Origin of the sequence: Sporichthya brevicatena (genome assembly GCF_039525035.1) — a bacterium.
Taxonomy (GTDB): Bacteria; Actinomycetota; Actinomycetes; order Sporichthyales; family Sporichthyaceae; genus Sporichthya; species Sporichthya brevicatena.
This window is the reverse complement of record NZ_BAAAHE010000049.1, coordinates 39,854-59,840: the sequence shown is the minus strand read 5'-3', so window position 1 is coordinate 59,840 and position 19,987 is coordinate 39,854. Positions and strand designations below refer to the sequence as shown.

Sequence of the window (19,987 nt, the reverse complement as noted above, 5' to 3'; positions counted from 1 at the left end):
TACATCCCGTACCACTCTTACCCGCTACACGGTACGCCATGTACCAGTCATTGGCTAGGCTGTTGGCCGTGACGAGCCCCGAACCCCTGTCCGGCCAGGCCGCTCGGTGGGCGGGGCAGCGTGAACGCCGTCAGGCGGAGTTCGTCGACTCCGCGCTGCGCGTGATCGCGCAGCAGGGCCCGAACGCGTCCCTGGAGGACTTCGCGGCCGAGGCCGGCGTCGCCCGCACGCGGGTCTATCGGCACTTCACCGACCGCGCGGACCTCGAGCGGGCGATCTCCGCCCGCGTCGCGGGCATGATCGTCGCCGAGCTGGAACCGCTCTGGCGCCCCGAGGGCTCGGCGCGGCAGATGATCCGCGGCGCGATCGCCGCGCACGTCGGATGGCTCGCGGAGAACCGCAATCTGTACGCCTACCTGCGCCGGCACGCGCGGCCGGACGACGACGACGGCGCGCTCGACGGCTACGCCGGGGTGCGCCGCGCGGTCGCCGACCACCTCACGCGGCTGTTCGGCGCCTATCTGTCGCTGGTGGGCGTCGAGAATCAGACGACCGAGACCATCGCCTATGCAGTGGTCGGCATGGTCGAGTCGGTCAGCGAGCGCTGGACCGAGCAGGGCGGCCCGGAGGGCAGCGCCGACGGGGCCGAGGCCGCCGACGTGATCGTCGAGCACCTGTCCGCGTGGACCTGGGCGATGATCTCCACCGCGCTGGCGAGTGTCGGGGTCGAACTCGACCCCGACCTGCCGCTACCGCCCCTGCTCTGAACCTTCGAGGTTCTCGGCCATCCTCGCGAGCGCGTTGACGACCGCCGCGTACTCGTCCGCGGAGAAACCCTGCGTCACCTGCGCGCGCAGCGTGGCGACGTCGAGGGACACCCGCGAGTGCGCCTCCTCACCGTCGGAGGTGAGGGCGTAGAGGTCGCCGTCGATCTCGGCCCAGCCACGCCGGACGAGATCGTCGACGACATCGGTCTGCGTGACGGAGGCCGGGAGCCAGAACGCCAACATCGCCTCGGCGATCTGCGCCCGGTCCCGGGGCCCCTCACGCAGGACGTTGAGCACCTGCCAGTGCCGCCGTCGTATGCCGCTGCGGGCCAGTACGCGGTCGAGCGAGGTCTCGAGCAGGTTGTCGAGGTGCTTGACCCAGTACCCCAGCGGTCGGTCGGTCGGGATCAACCCGTCGGCTTGCGCCCGGTGAGGCCCCAGTGCACGAGGCGGCGCGCGGCAGCAGCGTCGGACGGCCCGGCCAGCAGCAGCGCGGCGAGGACCTCGGCGTTGCTCGCCACCTCCTTGGTCTTGCCGCCCACGACGGCGAGACCGGCGGCGGCGTTGCCCACCACGGTCTGGCGAACCTTCACGAAGCGCTTGTCGCCCTCGGCGGCCGCCGTGTCGATGACCCGCAGCAGCGCGCCGTTCTGCTTCACGAACGCGGCCACGGCGGCGATCACCTGGTCCACCGCAGCACCCGCGGTGCGAGCGCCGGCGCCCGCGGTCTTCAGACCGGTGGACTCCTTCGCGGTGTCCTGAGCGAGCGCCAGCACGGCGGTCTCGACGTCGGCGAAGTACTGGTAGAACGTCGCGGGCGACGTGCCGACCTCGCGCACGACGTCGGTGACCCGCACGTTGCGGTACGACATCGAACCGAGCAGGGTGCTCAGTGCCTCGAGGATGCGGTCCCGGGTCTCGGTCGCTCGACGCCCGGCGACGCGCTTGTCGACGGTGCGGAGCTTGACTTTCGGAGCGTCAGATTTAGCCACGAGGGCATCGTAACAACAAGATCTGACGACTGATCAACGGCCTGTGGACGATGCCACACGAGAAGTGGGGAAGGTGCAGGGCATGGAGATCTCCGACTTGTTGCGCGAGTTGTACGGTCGAATCGCCCCGCTGGCGAAGGGTGCGATCGACGGTTTGGATGCTGATGCGCTGAACGCGCGCCCCGCCCCGACGGCCAATCACATCGGCTGGCTCGTGTGGCATCTCACTCGAGTGCTGGACCATCAGGTCGGCGAGGTCTCGGGAAACTCGCAGGTGTGGACCGGCGGAGATCACGCCGGCCGGTTGGGCCTGAGCGCCGATCCCGACGACATCGGTTACGGCCACACCACCGAGCAGGTCGCGGCGGTCCGACCGCAGAGCGCGAGCGACCTCCTGCCCTACCTCGAGGCCGTCGACGCCCGCACCGCCGAGTACCTCGGGACGTTGAGCGCCGCCGACCTCGACCGCGTCGTCGACACCTCCTACGACCCGCCGGTCACGCTCGGGGTGCGGCTGGTCAGCGTCGCCGACGACTGTCTCCAGCACGCCGGGCAGGCGGCCTACGTGCGGGGTCTGCTTGGCCACTGACGTGCAGGTCCTCGACGCCCTCGCCGCCGCGTCGGCGCTCGGACCGTTCTTCGCCCTCGACACCGACCCCCCGCCGGCGACGTCCGCGGACGGCGCCCCGATCTGGCGGCCGTTCTCCGACCTGACCGACGACGCTGACGTCACCCGCGCGCGGATCGCCGCGATCCGCACCGGCATCGCCGAGCGTGGTGGTCTGCCGCTCGAGGAGGTGCCGCCGCGCGCGGCCGCGTCGCTCGCCCACCTCGGGCTGGCGTCGCGGCTGATCTCCCCGGTCCTCGGGACGGCGCTGCTGGGCGGGATCGTCCCGGACCTGGGCGGTCTGTGGTGGCGCGACGTCCTGGGCCCGGTGCCGCTCACGCTGCCCGAACCCACGGGCACCGCGGTCGCGCACGACGACCCGGCCGCGGTCGCCGACGCGCTGTCCACCCAGCTGTCGACCGGACCGGTCGCGGCACTGACCACCGCGATCGCGGCGACGGGTGGGGTGTCGCAGCGGCTGCTGTGGGGCAACGTGGCGTCCGCGGCGGCCGGCGCGGTCAAGATGCTCGGCGCGGCGGCACCCGCGCACGCCGCGGTCGCGCTCGCCGTCGGCACCCGGCTCGTCGCGCAGGAGCCGCTGGACGGCGTCGGCACCTTCGCCGGAACAGCATTTCGCCGCAGTACCTGCTGCCTGTACTACCAGGTTCCCGGCGGCGGGTACTGCGGCGATTGTGTTCTGCTGGGGCGTCAGACCCCGACGGACTCCCGCGGCGGCGGAGCGACCTCGGGACGCTGACCGGAGCGGAGCAGCCGGTCGGCGAGCGGGGCGAACACGACGCCGATGACGCCCCAGAGCAGGGCCTGGGCGGCGATCGCGTAGACGCGGAACTCCGCGAGCACGTCGGCCGGGAAGCCCGGGAACACGATGTTGCCGTCGGGGTCGCGCAGGGCGCGCGGAGTCTCGGTCGCCCGCTCCCCGCCGTTCGCCAGCTCGTTCGCGTCGAGGTGCCCCAGCGGCGGGAGCAGCAGGAGCGCGACCGCGATGACGGCGACGAACCCGGCGCCGGCGAGCAGCGCGGCGTTCCAGGTCCCGAACCGCGGCTGCAGGCGCTGCCCGACCGCGGTGGCGATCACCGCGGCGAGCACACCGATGACGAGCGTCAGCAGGAACAGGCCGGCGCGGTCGTCGATCGTGTCGTCGTTGCTGGCGGCCGGCGGGTTGGCCGGGTACCGGATGAACGGGATCAGCGAGACCGTCACGAAGCCGGCCGCGGCCACGAGCAGCGCGAGCTGCCGGGCCCGGATCCGGCCGGTGCGGCCGAGGCAGACGGTGTAGGTGACCGCGTACAGCGCACCGAGCGCGAGGCCGAAGGCCACGAGCCCGATACCGAGGCCGAGGCTGGACTGGATGCCCCGGCTGACGATGTCGCCGCCGTCATCGGCGACGACCTCGAAGCCGGCGGCGCGATCGAGCGCCTCCTGCGCGGCGGCCAGTCCGTCCTCGTAGGCGATCGCACGGTCGATCAGCGGCTCGGCGAAGATCAGCGCGAAGATCCACGACGCCAAGCCACCGACGGCACCGGCGAGCAGCCCGCTGAAGATGAGCTTCTTCTCCACGGGTGGTTCCCCTCAGGTAGGACCCGAAGGGTCAGTGGCAGGGGAAGCCGAGGAAGTGACGCGCGTCGTGGATGAGCTCGTGGACCTGCGCCCCGCTGAACACGGCGGTCGCGCCCTGCTCCACGCCGATGAAGTAGTAGACGATCATCGCGACGACCGTCGTCCCGAGCAGCCACGTCATCGCGGCCGAGGTCGGGAGGACCAGCGGCGTCGCGGTCTCGTGGGTGCGGGCGGTCGGGGTCGTGCTGCTCACGTCGGCTCCTTGGGGATCGTGCGTCCCACTGCTGGGGCGGCATCGTGAGGGCCGGTGTCCTGACTCGCCCCGATCGCTCGGAGCACACAGTGGCGCGACCGTGCCGGACTTTCACCGGCTTCCCCGGGCCCTCGCGCGTCTCGACCCTACCGCTCGGGTTGCCTAGGGTCGAGGCGTGCTCCGTCTCCCTGCCCCGGTGGTCCGGGCCACACTGCCTCTCGTCCGTGAGCTCAGCGTCGCCCCCCGGCTGCCCAGACCGGTGCGCCGGGCCGCGCTCGACCTCGTCGCCGGCTCGATGCCGCGCCCCGGGGGGACGCGGGCGAGCTGGGGTCGCATCGGCGGCGTGCCCGCGCTGCGCGTCGACCCGCCGGGTGACCCCAAGCCCCGCGAGCAGGGAGCAGTCCTCTACTTCCACGGTGGCGGGTACGTCGTCGGGTCGCCGAGCTCGCACCGCCCGGGGTTCGTCCGGCTCGCGGTCGGCACCGGCCTGCCGGTGCTCGGCCTGGACTATCGCCTCGCGCCCGAGCACCCCTTCCCGGCCGCCTTCGACGACGGGGTCGCCGCCTACCGCGCACTGCGCACGGGCGGGACGCCGGCGGAACGGATCATCCTCGGCGGCGACTCGGCCGGGGCGGGCATGGCCCTCGCCCTGGCGATGCGCCTGCGGGACGAGGGGGAGCGGCCGCGCTGCGCCGCGCTGATCTGTCCGTGGGTGGACCTCACCGCCGGGGCGTCCTGGCGGTCGGGCGACGACCCGGACCCGCTGCTCAGCCGCGCCGCGGTGCTCGGCTTCGCGCGCGACTACGTCGGCGGCGCCAGCGACGACTGGCGTGCGTCTCCGCTCCACGGCGACCTCGCCGGGCTGCCGCCGCTCGTGGTGCACACCGCCGGCGACGACATCCTGCGGCCGGACGGCCTGGAGCTCGTCGAGCGGGCCCGCGCCGCCGGGGTGACCGTCGACCACCGGGACTACCCCGGGCTCTGGCACGACTTCCACGCGCTCGCGGGCCTGCTCGGGGCGGGCGACGACGCCCTCGTCGATCTGGTCGAGGCGATCCTGCGCACCTAGGCGTTCACCCGAACGGCGTCATCGCCCGGCCGCGCGGGCCCTCAGTCCCCGTGGTGGGGCGGGCGCTGGCGGCGCAGCCACTCCTCGTGGGCGTCGCCCTCGCCGGGACGGTCGTCGCCCCAACCGCGGTCGGAGTCGTCCTCGCTGCGGTCGGGGATCACGGGGCGGTCGGGATCGGTCATTGCGCTCTTACGGTACGCCGCGGGTCCGGGCCGGGACGGATCCCTTCCGACAACGAAGGCCGCGGCTTTCGCCGCGCCCTTCGTCGAGTGGTGTCGGAGGGTTCGGGGTGCTGGTCAGTCCATCGTGATGATGCGGACCATGCCGTCAGCGACGTAGGTCGACCCGGGGTTGTTCGGGTCCGGGAAGAAGCAGATCAGCGCGTAGGTCCCGGGCTCCACCGAGTACTTCAGGAACTGGCGGTTGCCGGGGGAGAGCGTGTCGCCGCCCGCGTAGCCGGAGAGGACGAACCCGCCGTCGCCGGTGCCGCGGAACAGGTTCGCGACCTGCTCCTCGGTCGTGCCGGGCTGGACCTCGAGGAACGCCGCCTGCAGCCACTCGTGGCCCTTGCGCATGGCGTTGACGATCTCGACGGTGCCGGTCGCCGGCAGGCGGCTCGCGCCCTTGTACTCGTTGTCGCCGGTCATCTTGATGACCGGGACGCCCTTGGGCAGCGGCGCCGGGTTGTTGCCGGGGACGATCTTCAGCTTGTAGAGGTGGCCTCCGGGCGGGCCGACGTTGTCGCTGATGTAGTAGTTGCCGGGCTTGAGGTTGACGATCGCGGTCGCCATCGAACCCATGCTGGCGTTGGCGCCGCCGTAGGTGATCGTGTTGCGCTGCATCCGCTTGACGGCCTTGGCGTTGTCCTCGCCGCCCTCGCGGTACATCCGGCCCAGGGCACGGGTGTCGGCGCGCATCTGCTTGACGGTGTAGCCGGGCTTGAACTGGAAGAGGGAGAGCAGGTGGTCCTCGTCCTCGGCCAGGACGCGCAGGCGAAGCGGCCCCGCCGGCTGGGTGAGCGCACCCTCGATGACGGTGCGGTCCTCCGAGATCGTAAAGGTGACCATCGGCGGACTGGACTTCTTGTCGACGGCCTTCGTCGCGGCCGCGGGGGCCGACTCGACGGCGGTGGCGGTGCCCATGGGAGCGACCGCCGCCACCAAGGCGACCGCTGAGGTGGCACACACCGTGCGCAGACCTGCGAGCATCACGTGCACCCTTCGTCCCTGAACTCCGGTTCGCTCCCGAATGCGAACTGGAAAGCCCAACCTAACGCCGATTCCCTTCCCCAGGGAGTCCTCCGTAAGGGGGGAAATTGGTGTCGGGTATCCCTTTTGGATCTCGGAGGTAGCGGTAGGTGCCGAACGTGGACGATCTCGCGGATGCCCTGAAAGCGGCGGTTGGTCCCTCTCATGTGCAAGCGGGGTATTTGTCGTCACACGTCACGGATTGGACGGGGCGATGGACCGGTTCCGCACCTTTTGTTGTCGCGCCGCACAATGCCGCGGAAATTCGAGCCGTGTTGCACATTTGCGTCGACGCCGGGGTGAGCGTGGTGCCACAGGGCGGTAACACCGGGCTGGTCGGGGGCGCCGTTCCCCGCGGTGCGGTGGTGCTCGACCTGCGGCGCCTGGACACCGTCGAGGTCGACGACGTCGCCGGGTCGGTCGTCGCCGGAGCGGGCGCCACGGTCGGGGCCGTCCAGGTCGCTGCCCGGGCCGCCGGGCTGCGCTACGGCGTCGACCTCGCGAGCCGGGACACCGCGACGATCGGCGGCACGATCGCGACCAACGCCGCCGGGCTGCGCGCCGTCCGGCTCGGCGACACTCGCGCCCAGCTGATCGACGTCGAGGCGGTGTTGACGACCGGCGCCGTGATCTCCCGTCGCGGTGGCCTGACCCGGGACAACAGCGGCTACGACCTCCCCCGGTGGATCTGCGGCAGCGAGGGGACGCTCGCGGTCGTGACCGCGGCCCGGTTGCGGCTGCTCCCCGACCCCGCCGACCGGGCCACCGCACTGCTCGGCTTCGCCGACCTGCCCGCGGCCGTCGCCGCCGCGGCGACCCTGCGCCGCGAGCCCGCCGTCGAGGTGCTCGAGCTGATGTTCGCCCCCGGCGTCGCGCTGGTCTGCGAGCAGCACGGGATGTCGCCGCCGTTCGCGTCGAACCCGCCGGTGCTGCTGCTCGTCGAGGTGACCGCGGCCGCCGACGCGGGGAGCCTGCTCGGGGAGCTGGTCGAGAACGTCCCCGGCGTCGCCGACGTGGCCGCCGGGGTCGACGCCGCGGACGCCCGGCGGCTGTGGGCCTACCGGGAGCTGCACACCGAGTCGATCGGCCGGGTCGGGATCCCGCACAAGCTCGACGTCGCGCTCCCGCTGCCGGCCCTCGCCGGCTTCGTCGCGGAGGTGACCGCCGAGCTCGCGCGCCTCCGCCCGGACGCCCGGGCGTGGATCTTCGGCCACGTCGGCGAGGGCAACCTGCACCTGAACGTCACGGGTCTCGACCCGGCCGACGAGGACGCGGACGACGCCGTGCTGCGCCTGGTCGCCGCGGCCGGCGGGTCGATCAGCGCCGAGCACGGCATCGGCCGCGCGAAGCAGCGGTGGCTGCCGCTGGTGCGCTCGGCCGAGGAGATCGCCGTGTGGCGCGCGGTGAAGTCGGCGTTCGATCCGACCGGGACGCTCAATCCCGGCGTCCTGCTGCCGAACTGAAGGGCCAGGCTGAGGGGCCGGTCCGAGGGCCGGTCCAGGGGCCGGTCTGCGGGCGGGCGTTTGGACCTCTCTCAGCGAAATGACAGGCTGTCGAGATGCCGGAGCTGTGGACCGTGGTGCACCGCGTGAAGTCCGGCCTGCGGCGCGGACCCGCGGCCGGGGCCGGGCCGCTCGACGCCGCCCTCGGGGTGCTGGACCCGGAGGCCCCGCCCGCACCCGTCGTCTCCGACGTCGCGCTGGGCCGGGCCCGGGAGCACCTCGCCGGCCTGCTCGGGCCCGCCGGGCTCGCCGCCGTCGAGGAGGTGCGCCGCGCCGACGGGAGTCCGATCCTCACGCCGTACCGCCTCGTGCTCGCCGCCGACCGGCTCACCACGGCCGGGGTCGAGGGCCGCGAGACCGTCACCAAGGCTCTGAGCGGCGCCTCGCTCGCGCTGAGCACCTACCTGGTCGCGATGCTCGCGACCGGTCAGGGACCGCGCGCGGTCGAGCAGCTCGCCGCCGCCGTGGCGTCCCACGCCAAGGACGCGAAGTGGCTGCACCGGCACCTCGGCGTGCTCACCGGCCTGGCGGGGCCGGCCACGTTCGTCGACGACGACGGCGCCCCGCTGCGGCTGCGCCAGCTCAGCCCGACCACGTGCGGACCGACCTGCGCGATCCTCACCCGGGTGCTGCTCGACCCGGCCTACGCACTGTGGCTCACCAGCGGTGAACACCTGCAGCCGGAGCGCTCGGGCGACGGCCTGCCGTTCGAGCAGCGGTTCCGCAGCCAGCAGCACGCGGTGCACGAGGCGCTGACGCGCAAGGCGCTCGGTCCGGTGCCGTGGCCGCGCGCCCTCGGGTCCCCGCCCTGGGCCCTGGCCGCCTTCCTGAACCGCTTCCCGAATCTGACGGGGGCTCATTACGGCTGGGTCCCGGTCGACGGCAGCGACCCGGTGCACCTGCGCCGTTGCCTCGACGCCGTCCTGCGCGGGGTGACCGCCGGCGTCCCGGTCCCGGTGTACGTCGGCCGGCACGTCGACCGGCACGTCGTGCTCGCGTTCTCCGCCCGCGACGACGCCGTCGTGGTCTACGACCCGGCGGCCGGCGCGGTGCTCGACGTCCCGCTCGCCGACTGGGAGACCGGCCACGTCGGCATCGCCGGCTGGGACCACCTCGAGAGCGTCGTGGTCCCGCGCCTGCTCATGTACTGACAGCGCCTGCGACGTAGTTCAGAAGTAGCTCAGACGTGGCTCAGAAGTAGTCGAGCAGCGACGGCGCGGGGCCCGCGGTCGCGGCGGTGAGGAACGCGTCGGTGCGTTCGTCGCCGCCGGAGAGCAGATTCGCGCGGCGCAGGACGGCCGGGGTCCGGGCGCCGGCGTAGATCGCGGCGAGCCCACCCGGCCCGAGGTGCACGGTGCCGTCACCGCCGGGGGTGAGCGTCCCGCGCCCGCCCTCGAGCGTGAGGCGGTGCGGCCCGGCGTTCCACGGGCAGAGGTCGTCGGCGAGGTCCAGGTCGACCGACCCGGCGAGGGCGTGGGGCCAGCCGCGGGCCTGGAACGCGGCGCGGGCGTCGACCAGGCGCAGCATCCACGGCTGCTCGGAGTGCGTGCGGGCGCCGGCGAGACCGGTCACGAGCCACGCGGGGTCGTCGGCGCGCAGCCGCAGGTGCAGGGTCGGCGCGACGCTGCGCCAGGTCCCGAGCATCGCGAGCAGTGCGGTCAGGGCGCGCGGGGTGTGCGCGACGAGGTCGGCCACCGAGAGGACGCCGTGCTCGTCGTACCCGCCCTGGCGGTCCCAGCTCGCGTAGCCCTCGACGCCGGCCGGGCCCTCGGCGACCGTGAACCCGTCGTGGCCGGCGAGGACGGCGGCCGGGGTGTGGTCGAACAGCGGCCCGGTGCGCGCGAGCATGCCCGCGCCGTCCGCGGCCCATGCGCAGTAGGCGCCGAGGATCGCCGGGACGTCGGACTCCTCCGCCGGACGCACCGTCACATTCGCGGGTCGGCGTTCGGCCGCCAGCGCCGCGGTCGGCACCGCCGTCCAGCGCAGGACGCCGGTGAGCTCCCACCCCAGCCGCCGGTAGGGGACCGCGGTCGTGGGGAACAGCGCCGACACCGCCGCGCCGCGTTCGCGGGCCTGCGCCAGCACCGGGCCGAGGAGTTCGCGCAGCACGCCGCCGCCGCGGTACTCCGGGGCGATCGCCACCCCGGCGATGCCGACCGCCGGCACGGCGTGGGCGCCGTAGAAGTACGCGTGCTCGAGCCCGACGGCCTTGCCGATCAGCCGCCCGCCGTCGACGGCACCGAGCGCGTGTGCGCCCGCGGCCGGGGTGGGCCGCCGGGCCGCCGGTCGCTCCACGGGCCCGCCGAAGGCCAGTCGGGAGAGCTGCCAAGCCGCGGCGTCGTCGTGCTCGCCGAGTGCGCGGATCTCGAGGGCCATGCCGTCATCCTTCCGCCTTTTCGGCTCCGTCGGGCCCGGCCGCGGGTCAGGGCAGCCGGTGACCGACCAACGGAAGGACCGGGCCCGCCCCGGCGTCGCGCAGGAGCGCGGCCGCGACGGTGAGGGTCCAGCCGGTGCGGCTGACGTCGTCGACGAGCAGGACGGGTCCGTCCGGCAGCGCGGGTGCGTCGGGGGAGACCGCGAGCCCGGCGAGCAGGCCGGAGACCCGGGCCGCCGAGGCGACGTCCGCCTCCGGCGCGGGACCGCTGACCGTCAGGACGTCGAGCAGCGGGAGCCGCCCGACCGCGGCGATGTGCGCCGCCATCCCCGCGACCCGACGGGGCCGGCGCCGGCTCGGTACCGGGACGACGGCGACGGGCCGCTCGGCCCAGTCCTTCGCCCACGCCTTGAGGACGTCGACGAGCGCCGTCCGCAGCTCCTCGGACGGGTCGGCGTCCGGGCCGGCGAGCTCCGCGATCAGCTCCAGCCACGCCGGGTCGTCGGCGAACGCGACCGCGCGGCCGGGCTCCACCCCGGCGAGGCGGCCCTTGCGCGCGACGCCGGAGGGCCAGATCTTGCGCGGCTCGAGGACGTGGTGCCGCCCCCGCAGGTGCCGGGTCGCGGCGGCCAGCGCCGCGGGTGAGGGCCCCGCGCCCGGGGCCGGGAGCTCGCCGGTGCAGACCGAGCAGCGCCCGCACGGCCCCGCGGCCGGGTCGTCGAGGGCCTCGGTCAGCACCTCCATCAGGCACCGGTGGCCGGCGGCGTAGGTCCGCATCAGGTCGGCCTCCGCGCGCCGGGCCTCGACGATGCGGTCGTACTTCGCGGCGTCGTAGGTCCAGCCCGTGCCGGTCGAGCACCAGCCGGAGCCCTTGCGCTCGACGGCGCCGTCGACGTGCAGCGTCTTCAGCAGAGCCTCGAGGCGGCCACGGCGCAGGCCGGTCTCGGCCTCGATCGCCGGCACGGACATCGTCGCGTCGGGTCCCTGCGCCTCGGCGAGCGCGTCGAGCAGCCCGAGCACCTGCCGGGCGGCCTGCGGGTCGGGGATGGTCGCGGTCGCGAAGTAGTCCCAGATCCGCGGGTCCGACTCCGCCGCGGGCAGCAGCACGCCGACCGCGCCCAGGGCGGCGAGCTCCGGCGGCAGCGCGCGGCCGGCCCGGCCGACCTGCTGGTAGTACGCGACGGGGGAGTCCGGCGACCCGACGTGGACGCAGAAGCCGAGGTCGGGCTTGTCGTACCCCATGCCGAGGGCGGAGGTGGCCACCACGGCCTTGAGCTCGTTGGCGCGCAACGCGGCCTCGATGCGGGCGCGTTCCTCCGGCGGCGTCGCGCCGGTGTACGCGGCGACGTTGTGGCCCTGGCTGCGCAGGAACTCCGCGAGCGAGGTGGTGGCGTCGACGGTCAGGCCGTAGACGATTCCCGACCCGGGGAGCGTGGCGAGCGCGTCGGCGACCCACGCGAAGCGCTGCACGCCGCCGAGGCCGGGGACCACCGAGAGCTTGAGGGTGGCGCGGGCGAGCGGGCCGCGCAGCACGAGTGTCGTGGGGCCGAGCTGGGCGGCGACGTCCTCGGTCACGCGGCCGTTGGCGGTGGCGGTCGTCGCGAGCACCGGAGCGCCTTCGGTCAGGCGCGCGAGCAGCCGCGTGAGGCGCTGGTAGTCGGGCCGGAAGTCGAAGCCCCAGTCCGAGATGCAGTGCGCCTCGTCGATGACGAGCAGCCCCGCGCCGGCGAGCAGCGGCAGCGCGCGGTCGGCGAACTTCGGGTTGGCCAGGCGCTCCGGCGAGACGAGCAGGACGTCGACGCGATCGGCGGCGAGGTCGTCGAAGATCGCCTGCCAGTCGTCGACGTTGGCGGAGTTGACGGTGGCCGCGCGCAGCCCGGCCCGCTCGGCGGCGGCGACCTGATCCCGCATCAGCGCGAGCAGTGGCGAGATGACGAGCGTCGGCCCGCGGCCGGCGGCGCGCAGGGCGGACGCGGCCGCCCAGTACACGGCGGACTTGCCCCAGCCGGTCGCCTGCACCAGCAGCACGCGGCGCCCGGTGAGCAGCGCGTCGACGGCCTCGATCTGGTCCGCGCGCGGCCGGGCGGCGGGCCCGGCGAGGGAGGTGAGGACCTGCGTCAGCGCCGCTTCGCCGGCGGAGGGACTCACGCGTTGCCGTACCGCACCGCGGCGCGCGCCCTGGCCTTGGCGGCCTCGACCTCGCGGTCCTTCGGCGGCGCGGAGGTGACGAGTTCGTCGAGCAACTGGGCCGAGGCGGCGGTCACCGCAGCGACCGCGCGCTCGAACGCGGCGGCGTTGGCGGCCGAGGGCTTGGTCGTCCCGCTGATCTTGCGCACGTACTGCAGGGCGGCGGCGGCGATCTCCTCCGGCGTCGCGGGTGGCGCGAAGTTGTGCAGGGTCCGGATGTTGCGGCACATGCGGCCCACCCTAGGCGCGCCGACCGACACTGCGCCCGGCGAGCTTTTCGGCGGTGGACAAATCCGATGATTCGGCTCCCGACCGAGCGGGTACACCGTCGGAACGTCCTGGGGAGGACGGCGCCGGGGGGCGCGAAAGGGGGCGCATGCGCTCGGTTGGGGGGAAGTCCGTGTCCGTAGTGTCCGCACGTTCGAGGTGGTCCGCGCGCTCGTGGCGCCGGGTCGCGGCCGGTCTGGCGTTGGCCGTGCCGCTGGGGCTCGCCGGCTGCTCCGGTGGCACCACCGGGCTGGCCGCCGCCGATGCCACCGATCTGCACGGACGCGTCGCCGCGATGCGCGCGGCGGCCGTGCTCGACAACCCCGACGCGGCGCGCACCGCGCTGGCGCAGTTCCGCGCCGATGTCGCGAGCCTGCTCGAGCGCGGGCAGCTCACCCCCGACCAGGCGGTGGCGTTGCTCGGGCACGCCGACGCCGTCGCGGTGCAGATCTCGTCGGAGGTGCGGCCGCCGACGCCCGCGCCGACTCCGAGACCCCACGTGGTCACGAAGGCGCAGCCGAAGCCACGGAAACAGACCGTCGCCCGGACTCCGGACCGGGACGAGCTGTCCTCGTTCTGGACGCTGCTGCGCGGGCGGATCGCCCAGCGGCTGAAGGACCAGGCGCGCGAGCACCGCCGGGACCGGGACCGGGATCGCGGCCGTGACGAGCGGGGGCGCGCATGACCGCCGGCGCCGAACCGCTGACCCGCACCGGCTGGGTGCACGTCGTCGCCGGTCAACGCTTCGGCCGTGACGGCCGCTACCTGCTGCTGCGCCTGCTCGGCACGGGCGGGATGGCGTCGGTGTGGGTCGCCGACGACACGGTCACCGGGCGTGAGGTCGCGCTGAAGATCCTCTCGGACTCCCTCGCGCTCGACCCCGCCTTCGTCGCGCGGTTCGCGCGGGAGGCCAAGCTCGCCGCCTCGCTCGACCATCCGGGCGTGGTGCGGATCCTCAATGCTTCCGTGCTCGACGCCTCCGTGGAGGACGGCGACGAGCGGCCGTACCTGGCGATGGAGTACGTCCCCGGCGGCACGCTGGCCGACCGCATCTCCACCGGCGGCCTCGATCGTTGGGACCTCACGGCGCTCGCGCGGGACTTGCTCGGCACGCTGACCCACCTGCACGACGCCGGGGTGCTGCACCGCGACCTGAAACCGGCCAACGTCCTGCTCGGCACCGACGGCCGCGTCCGCCTCACCGACTTCGGCGTCGCACAGCTCGCGGACGGGACGCGTGTCACGGGCACCGGCGAGCTGGTCGGCACGCAGCGCTACCTCGCGCCCGAGGTGCTCGCCGGCGATCCGGCGGACGTCCGCAGCGACCTGTACTCGTGCGGGGTGCTGCTCGCCGAGAGCGCGGGCGACGACGTCTCGCCGCCGGTGCACGCGCTGATCGCCCGGCTCACGCAGGACGATCCCGCGCGCCGCCCGTCCTCGGCCGTCGAGGCGCTCGCCCTGCTCGCCGGCGGGGAACCGACGTCACCGATCGTCGCGGCGCGGCCGAGCATCCCGGCCCAGGCGCGGCCGGCGCCGCCGGTGCCGGCCCCGACCCTGCCGGTCCGCTCGGCGCCGCCGGTGCGGACCTCCGCGCACACCCCGCCGCGAATGCTGATCGCCGGCGTGGCGGCCGCGGTCGTGCTGGTCACGGCCGGTGTCGTGCTCACGTCCGGCAAGTCGGAAGCGCCCCGCGATGTCCCGGTTCCGCCGCAGGGATCGCTGTCGCAGCAGTTCGACGGACTCGATGCGGCGATCGAAGCGGTCCGTCGCTGAGAGGTGATTCTGAGTGACCTTCACGATGTACTCGAATGCCGCAAGTCTCGGGACGAACGGCCACTCCCCGTGCTTTCGTGGATGCAGAGACACCGTCAGAACGCCCGGATCCGGGCGGCGCCGGGGGGCGTTGTAGGCGACGGAGGGGGACGCGCATGCTTGCGCGACAAGGACGACGGCTGCCTGCGTGCGGTCGGATGGTGGTGGCCGGCCTCGCCGTGCTCGCGTTGGCCGGGTGTGACGGGGCGTCGACCACGCTGGGTGCGGCGTCGCAGGAGCTGCTGCACGAGCGGGTCGCCCAGGTGCGTGCGGCCGCGGACAGCTCCGACCGTGACGCAGCGATCGCGGCGGTGGAGTCGTTCCGCGCCGAGGTTGAGCGCCTGCTCGACGCCGGGGAGCTGACCGACAGCGAGGCCGCGGGTCTGCTCGCGCACGCCGACGCCATCGCGACGAAGGTGATGGCCGACGTCGTTCTCCCGACGCCGGAGCCCACACCGACCGCGACGCCGGAGCCCACGCCCGAACCGGCTCCGGTGGCCGCCCCGGTCACACCGGCGCTCAGCCCGGAGCAGATCCTGCAGGGCGAGACCGGTGCCCGCTTCAGCGAGATGCTCCGCGAACGCCTCGCCGAGTACATCGAGAAGCGGCTCGCCGAGCGTGAGGCTCAGGAGAAGGCCGAGCGCGAGAAGGCCGAGGCCGAGCGCAAGCAGGCCGAGAAGCAGAAGGCCGAGAAGCAGAAGGCCGAGAAGAAGAAGGACCGGAACCGCGACAAGCGTTCGGGAGGCTCCGGTGCGCACTGACCACCTCGGCGGGACGCTCGCCGACCGCCTGCAGTCCGGGCCGCTCGGCCGCGACGAGCTGGCGCAGCTCGCCCGCGACCTGCTGGACATGCTCGCCCAGCTCCACGCGAAGGGGACGGTGCACCGGGACCTGCGTCCGGACACCGTCCGCCTCGACGGCGAGGGTCGGCTCCACAGCTCGAAGATCGGCACCCAGCGCGGCGCCGCCCCGGACGCGGTTCCGAGCAGCGACGACGTCAGTGCTGACCTGCTCGCCTGCGGGCAGGTGCTCGCCGCCGCCGCGGGCCCGGACGCCTCCGCGCCGGTGATGGTCCTGATCGGCATGCTCACCGCCGACGAGCCCGTCCTGCGCCCCGGCTCCGCGAGCGAGGCCCTCGCCCTGCTCGGCGGCGCCCCCGTCCCGCGGGCCCGGACCGTCGACGACACCCCGACCCCACCCGCTCCGATCCCACCCGCTCCGACCCCACCCGCTCCGACCCCGTCGGCTCCGACCGCTGCTCCGGTCCCGGCTCCGGCACCGCCGTTCCCGCCGGTCGAGGCCGGCGCGGTCGCCGAGGCGCCACCGCTGTTCCCGCTCCCGGCCCCGGCGGCGCAGACGCAGCCGATCCCGGTGGCCACCGAGCTGCCGCCGGCGCCCGAGGACCGCTACCGGCGTCGGCCGAGTGCGAAGGTCGTCCTCGCCGTCGTGGGGGCGCTGCTCGCGGTCGGTGTCGTGGTCGGTGCCGTGGTGGCGACGACCGGGGGCAGCGACGACCCGGGGACCGAGATCCCGCCGCCCGCGGCGACCTCGCTCGACCAGCAGCTCTCCGACCTCGACGGCGTCATCGACACCCTCGGCGGCTGACGGGGTGTCAGCGTCCGGGTGATCAGCGGGACCGGTGGCGGTCGGGGACGATCGTGCCCTTGTCGATGACGAGGATCCGGTCGCTGGCGTCCTCATGGACCTGCTGGAACTGCTCGGCGACGAGGACGGCGACGCCGTCGTCGGCGATCTCGCGCAGGGTGGCGTAGACCGAGTCGACGACGACGGGGGCGAGTCCCTGCGAGGGTTCCTCGACCAGCAGGAGCTTCGGGGCGGACATCATCGCCCGGGCGATCGCGACCATCTGCTGCTCGCCGCCGGACAGCGTGCCGGCCTTCTGGTTCAGGCGCTCGGCGAGGACGGGGAACAGGGCGAACGCGCGGCCGAGGCCGTCGCGCTTGCGGGCCCGCGGCAGGGAGGCCGCGCCCATCAGCAGGTTCTCCTCGGTCGTGAGATTGGCGAAGATGCGCCGGCCCTCGGGCGAGAGCCCGATGCCGGCGGCGACGCGACGGTGCGGTGACCACGTCGAGATACCGACACCGTCGAGGCGGATGTAGCCACCGATCACCGGGACGGTGCCGACGATCGTCTTGAGCAGCGTCGACTTCCCGGCACCGTTCGCGCCGAGCAGGGAGACGACCTCGCCGGGCCGGACCTCGAGCGTCACCTTGTGCAGCACGGCCTGACCGCCGTAGCCGGCGACCAGGTCCTCCACGGCGAGGATCGCGTCAGTCACGGGCGGGCTCCAGGCCGTCGAGGTAGTCCAGGCGCGTGCCGAGGTACCGCTGCTGCACCTCGGTGTTCGCCGCGATCTCGGCCGGCGTGCCCGTCGCGAGTACGCGTCCCTCGGCGAGGACGTGGACGGAGTCGCAACTGTCGAGCACGGCCTTGACGTAGTGCTCGACGATCAGGACCGAGAGCCCGAGATCGCTGTGCAGCCGACGGATCAGCGAGAACATCGCCGACGACGACGCGGGGTCGAGCCCGGCCGCGGGCTCGTCGAGCAGGAGCAGGCGGGGGCCGGCGACCAGGGCGCGGGCGATCTCGACCCGGCGCCGGGCGGAGAACTCCAGCGTCCCGACCCGCTCGTCCCAGTAGGTGTGGACGTCGAGCAGTCGCGCTGCCGCGTACCCGGCCTCCTCGGCCTCGCGCAGCGCGGCCCACGCCGACGGGCGACCCGCGACGAACGACGCGGTCCGCGCCCGCACCGCCGCCCACGCCCCGCCGCAGATGTTGTCCCCGGCGGTGAGCTCCGGGATGACGCGCGTGTTCTGGAACGTCCGGGTCATGCCGAGCCGCGAGCGGTCCCACGCACTCGTGCGGGTGACATCGCGACCGAACAGCTCGACGGTGCCGGAGTCCGGCGCGGTGAATCCGGAGACGACGTCGAACAGCGTCGTCTTGCCGGCGCCGTTGGGACCGATCAGCCCGACCATCTGCCCGACCGGCACTTCGATGCTCGCCCCGGTCAGTGCGCGGATCGGCCCGAATGCCAGGCGGACGTCGGTGGTGCGCAGCGCGGTCCCGCTCTCGGGCCGCGGCGGCAGCCAGCGCTCCAGCACCTCGAGGCACGCGCTGCGCTCGGCGGGGCTCAGGACGCCGGCGTTCTCGTCCGCGAGCCCGGCGGACTCCCGCAGCACCGCGGTCGCCAGACGCTTGCGCCGGGTCCGCTGCCGGCGCTTGCCGTATCGCCGCCGGCGTTCCAGGTCCTGCATCCGCCCGCCGACGCCGCGTGCCCCGAACAGCGCGCCGAACCCGAGCGCGACCGAGGCGATGAAGCTCTGCTCGATGTCCCAGCGCTCGAGCTCGATCGGCATCACGTACAGGTACGCGGCGACGACGATCACGGCCGCCATCGAGTCGACGCCCGCGAGCACCGGGATGCAGAGCAGCAGCAGCGAGGTCTCGACGTCCCAGCCGAGGAACAACGGCGGCGTCACGTAGAACATCGACCCGAGGACGCCGCCGACCCCGGCGAGGAAGCCGGCGAGGGTGAACGCCAGCACCCGGAACCGCACGGGCGGGATGCCGAGCGCCGCCGCGGACTGCCGGTTCGACCCGACGACCAGGAAGGCGAGCCCGGCCGGGCTGCGCCGCAGCCGGATGAGCAGCACGAGAACGACCGCCAGCCAGGCGAGCGCGAAGAAGTAGAAGATCCGGTCGTCGACGAGGTCGAGGCCGAGCGGCTCCGGTCTCGGGTTCACCAGCGGCGCCCCGCCGTTGCCGCCGGAGACCCCGCCGGACAGGTAGCCGATCGGGTAGATCGTCTTCTCGATCGTCACCTGCAGGCCGAGAGTGAGGATGACGAGGTAGATCGTCGGCAGCCGCCCCGAGACGAGCGCGAGGCCCGCCATGAACGCGGTGGCGATCGCGACCGCGATCAGGGCCGCGACGATCCACGGCAGACCCTTGCCCTGGTCGTCGCGGTCGAGCCAGTTGGCGTAGTACATCGCCGAGGCGAACACCCCGGCCGAGGCGAGCGAGATCTCCCGCGCCCAGCCCTGCAGCACGAGCAGGCCGAGGCCCAGGATCGCCACCGGGATCGCGGCGGTCAGCCCGAAGACCCGGTAGTCCGCCATCCACAGACCCCACGCGACGAGCAGCCCGGTGAGGACCAGCGAGGCCGGACTGCTCATCGCCCGCACGACCGGGCGGGACTTGGTCTCCAGCCCCTCGAAGATGTCCGGGGCCACGCTCGTCACGCCTGCCGCCGTTCGAGCAGGAAGAACGTCTCGCGCCGGAACCGGGCCGCGATCACGATCAGCGCCAGCAGCGTGCACGACAGCGTGATCTCGCGGGTCCCCGCGGTGACCTCGCCGAAGAATCCGACGACCAGGGCCGTCTCGAGGATGCCGTAGACGACCGCCCCGGCGAGCGCCAGCGGCAGGCTCCGCAGTCCGCCGACGACGGCGATGAGCATCCCGCGCACCATCAGCAGGAGCAGTCCGTCGACGGGTTCGGCGACGGCCGCGGCGTACATGGCGCCGGCGAGAGCGGCGACCGCGCCCGAGACGCCGTAGACCCCGGTGCCGATCAGCCGGAGCTTGGCGCCGCACCAGACGCTCGCCTCCACGTCGTCGGCGATCGCGCGGATGGCCAGCCCGGTGTAGGTCCGGGACAGGAACAGGGCGAGCCCGGCGACCAGCACGCACAGCAGGACGAACGCCGCCAAGCGGTGGTTCGTGACGACGACGTCGCCGACCCGCGTCCCGCCGTCCCCGAACGGGCTCGGCGTGCTCGAGAGCCCGCCCGGGCGGATGTAGTAGCCGGACAGATTGCCGATGACCAGCAGCCCCGCGATCGAGACGACCGTCAACGTCATACCGGGCAGCTCCGCCATCCAGCGGGACATGACCAGCGCCCCGAACGCGACGCCGACGACCGCCCCGCCGACGATCGTGAGCAGCAGCGCGAGCTTGGTCGCGACGATCGGATCGTTGCGGCCGAAGTCCTCCGCGGTGGTGCCGGCCGGGCCGCGCGCCAGGTAGGCGTAGGTCAGCGCGCCGAAGATCGCGATGCCGCCGTGGACGAACGCGATCGTCCGGCTGATCCGGTAGGTCAGCACGATCGCGACCGGAAGCATGCCGTAGAGCGCCGCCACGGTCAGGCCGAGGACGACGATCTCCGGGACGAGATCCAGCTGCACGCGGATCGGGACCTTCCTCGAGCTGCCTCGGGGAATCTACCCGTATGTCCGGGACGTTCCGGCTCCGTCGGGGGCCACGCCTTGACACCGCTCCGGGCTCGGAGTGGGCTGGTCGCCGGGCAC

The 19,987-nt window shown here is 73.8% G+C and carries 22 protein-coding genes and 1 riboswitch; of the genes, 10 read left to right on the top strand and 12 right to left on the bottom strand.

Annotated elements, in window-relative coordinates; all coding sequences use genetic code 11:
- The first annotated feature begins 68 nt into the window (after window positions 1–68).
- The gene (locus ABD401_RS22750) at window positions 69–767 is read left to right on the top strand and encodes a TetR/AcrR family transcriptional regulator (RefSeq protein ID WP_344609086.1); all 699 of its coding nucleotides are present in this window, start codon (window positions 69–71) and stop codon (window positions 765–767) included.
- Here the strand turns inward: ABD401_RS22750 and ABD401_RS22745 are convergent.
- Window positions 750–1,178 (bottom strand): MarR family winged helix-turn-helix transcriptional regulator, encoded by a 429-nt coding sequence (locus ABD401_RS22745; RefSeq protein WP_344609084.1) that lies wholly within the window; start codon window positions 1,176–1,178, stop codon window positions 750–752. The genes ABD401_RS22750 and ABD401_RS22745 overlap by 18 nt on opposite strands.
- The gene (locus tag ABD401_RS22740; RefSeq protein ID WP_344609082.1) at window positions 1,175–1,759 is read right to left on the bottom strand and encodes a TetR/AcrR family transcriptional regulator; all 585 of its coding nucleotides are present in this window, start codon (window positions 1,757–1,759) and stop codon (window positions 1,175–1,177) included. The genes ABD401_RS22745 and ABD401_RS22740 overlap by 4 nt, the downstream gene beginning before the upstream one ends.
- Window positions 1,760–1,841: 82 nt before the next feature.
- On the opposite strand from ABD401_RS22740, the gene ABD401_RS22735 reads away from it, so the two are divergent.
- On the top strand, window positions 1,842–2,348 hold the full coding sequence (locus ABD401_RS22735) for a mycothiol transferase (protein WP_344609080.1): 507 nt from the start codon (window positions 1,842–1,844) through the stop codon (window positions 2,346–2,348).
- Window positions 2,338–3,123 (top strand): (2Fe-2S)-binding protein, encoded by a 786-nt coding sequence (locus tag ABD401_RS22730; protein ID WP_344609078.1) that lies wholly within the window; start codon window positions 2,338–2,340, stop codon window positions 3,121–3,123. The genes ABD401_RS22735 and ABD401_RS22730 overlap by 11 nt, the downstream gene beginning before the upstream one ends.
- Here the strand turns inward: ABD401_RS22730 and ABD401_RS22725 are convergent.
- Window positions 3,075–3,944: a CbtA family protein gene (locus ABD401_RS22725; RefSeq protein WP_344609076.1), complete on the bottom strand. Its 870-nt coding sequence runs from the start codon at window positions 3,942–3,944 to the stop codon at window positions 3,075–3,077. The genes ABD401_RS22730 and ABD401_RS22725 overlap by 49 nt on opposite strands.
- 31 nt (window positions 3,945–3,975) lie before the next feature.
- Entirely contained in the window at window positions 3,976–4,197 is a 222-nt protein-coding gene (locus ABD401_RS22720; protein WP_425566235.1) for a CbtB domain-containing protein, read from the bottom strand.
- A 32-nt stretch (window positions 4,198–4,229) separates the two neighbouring features.
- Window positions 4,230–4,345: riboswitch (cobalamin riboswitch) on the bottom strand.
- Window positions 4,346–4,372: 27 nt separating this feature from the next.
- Between ABD401_RS22720 and ABD401_RS22715 the strand changes: the two genes are divergently transcribed.
- The gene (locus tag ABD401_RS22715; RefSeq protein WP_344609074.1) at window positions 4,373–5,266 is read left to right on the top strand and encodes an alpha/beta hydrolase; all 894 of its coding nucleotides are present in this window, start codon (window positions 4,373–4,375) and stop codon (window positions 5,264–5,266) included.
- A gap of 41 nt (window positions 5,267–5,307) precedes the next feature.
- Here ABD401_RS22715 and ABD401_RS22710 read toward each other — a convergent pair whose 3' ends face one another.
- On the bottom strand, window positions 5,308–5,448 hold the full coding sequence (locus ABD401_RS22710; RefSeq protein ID WP_344609072.1) for a hypothetical protein: 141 nt from the start codon (window positions 5,446–5,448) through the stop codon (window positions 5,308–5,310).
- 114 nt (window positions 5,449–5,562) lie between these two features.
- A complete protein-coding gene (locus ABD401_RS22705) occupies window positions 5,563–6,474 on the bottom strand; it encodes a hypothetical protein (RefSeq protein WP_344609070.1) in 912 nt (303 codons plus the stop codon).
- Window positions 6,475–6,623: 149 nt separating this feature from the next.
- Between ABD401_RS22705 and ABD401_RS22700 the strand changes: the two genes are divergently transcribed.
- Window positions 6,624–7,976, top strand: coding sequence for an FAD-binding oxidoreductase (locus ABD401_RS22700; protein WP_344609068.1), 1,353 nt, complete (start codon window positions 6,624–6,626; stop codon window positions 7,974–7,976).
- A gap of 95 nt (window positions 7,977–8,071) precedes the next feature.
- On the top strand, window positions 8,072–9,166 hold the full coding sequence (locus ABD401_RS22695; RefSeq protein WP_344609066.1) for a hypothetical protein: 1,095 nt from the start codon (window positions 8,072–8,074) through the stop codon (window positions 9,164–9,166).
- Between the two features lie 40 nt (window positions 9,167–9,206).
- On the opposite strand, the gene ABD401_RS22690 is transcribed toward ABD401_RS22695, so the two are convergent.
- The 3 genes from ABD401_RS22690 to ABD401_RS22680 are packed head-to-tail and all read right to left on the bottom strand — an operon-like array spanning window position 9,207 to window position 12,806.
- Window positions 9,207–10,391, bottom strand: coding sequence for a GNAT family N-acetyltransferase (locus ABD401_RS22690; RefSeq protein WP_344609064.1), 1,185 nt, complete (start codon window positions 10,389–10,391; stop codon window positions 9,207–9,209).
- A gap of 46 nt (window positions 10,392–10,437) precedes the next feature.
- Window positions 10,438–12,537: a RecQ family ATP-dependent DNA helicase gene (locus tag ABD401_RS22685; protein ID WP_344609062.1), complete on the bottom strand. Its 2,100-nt coding sequence runs from the start codon at window positions 12,535–12,537 to the stop codon at window positions 10,438–10,440.
- Window positions 12,534–12,806, bottom strand: coding sequence for a DUF2277 domain-containing protein (locus ABD401_RS22680; protein WP_344609060.1), 273 nt, complete (start codon window positions 12,804–12,806; stop codon window positions 12,534–12,536). The genes ABD401_RS22685 and ABD401_RS22680 overlap by 4 nt, the downstream gene beginning before the upstream one ends.
- A 170-nt stretch (window positions 12,807–12,976) precedes the next feature.
- Here ABD401_RS22680 and ABD401_RS22675 point away from each other — a divergent pair, with 170 nt between their 5' ends.
- From ABD401_RS22675 to ABD401_RS22660, 4 genes are all read left to right on the top strand, one after another.
- Window positions 12,977–13,528 carry a hypothetical protein gene (locus tag ABD401_RS22675; RefSeq protein WP_344609058.1) on the top strand — a complete coding sequence of 184 codons (552 nt, stop codon included), beginning with the start codon at window positions 12,977–12,979 and terminating at the stop codon, window positions 13,526–13,528.
- A complete protein-coding gene (locus tag ABD401_RS22670) occupies window positions 13,525–14,616 on the top strand; it encodes a serine/threonine-protein kinase (RefSeq protein WP_344609056.1) in 1,092 nt (363 codons plus the stop codon). Before ABD401_RS22675 ends, ABD401_RS22670 begins: the two co-directional genes overlap by 4 nt.
- A 197-nt stretch (window positions 14,617–14,813) precedes the next feature.
- Window positions 14,814–15,416 carry a hypothetical protein gene (locus tag ABD401_RS22665; RefSeq protein WP_344609054.1) on the top strand — a complete coding sequence of 201 codons (603 nt, stop codon included), beginning with the start codon at window positions 14,814–14,816 and terminating at the stop codon, window positions 15,414–15,416.
- Window positions 15,406–16,260 carry a protein kinase family protein gene (locus tag ABD401_RS22660; protein WP_344609052.1) on the top strand — a complete coding sequence of 285 codons (855 nt, stop codon included), beginning with the start codon at window positions 15,406–15,408 and terminating at the stop codon, window positions 16,258–16,260. Before ABD401_RS22665 ends, ABD401_RS22660 begins: the two co-directional genes overlap by 11 nt.
- Window positions 16,261–16,282: 22 nt before the next feature.
- On the opposite strand, the gene ABD401_RS22655 is transcribed toward ABD401_RS22660, so the two are convergent.
- From ABD401_RS22655 to ABD401_RS22645, 3 genes are read right to left on the bottom strand one after another with little or no spacing between them, the layout of a single operon-like run.
- Window positions 16,283–16,954: an ABC transporter ATP-binding protein gene (locus ABD401_RS22655; protein WP_344609050.1), complete on the bottom strand. Its 672-nt coding sequence runs from the start codon at window positions 16,952–16,954 to the stop codon at window positions 16,283–16,285.
- Complete coding sequence (locus ABD401_RS22650) at window positions 16,947–18,920, bottom strand: branched-chain amino acid ABC transporter ATP-binding protein/permease (RefSeq protein WP_344609048.1); 1,974 nt, start codon at window positions 18,918–18,920, stop codon at window positions 16,947–16,949. The genes ABD401_RS22655 and ABD401_RS22650 overlap by 8 nt, the downstream gene beginning before the upstream one ends.
- Window positions 18,917–19,864: a branched-chain amino acid ABC transporter permease gene (locus ABD401_RS22645; protein ID WP_344609046.1), complete on the bottom strand. Its 948-nt coding sequence runs from the start codon at window positions 19,862–19,864 to the stop codon at window positions 18,917–18,919. The genes ABD401_RS22650 and ABD401_RS22645 overlap by 4 nt, the downstream gene beginning before the upstream one ends.
- Window positions 19,865–19,987: the final 123 nt, after the last annotated feature.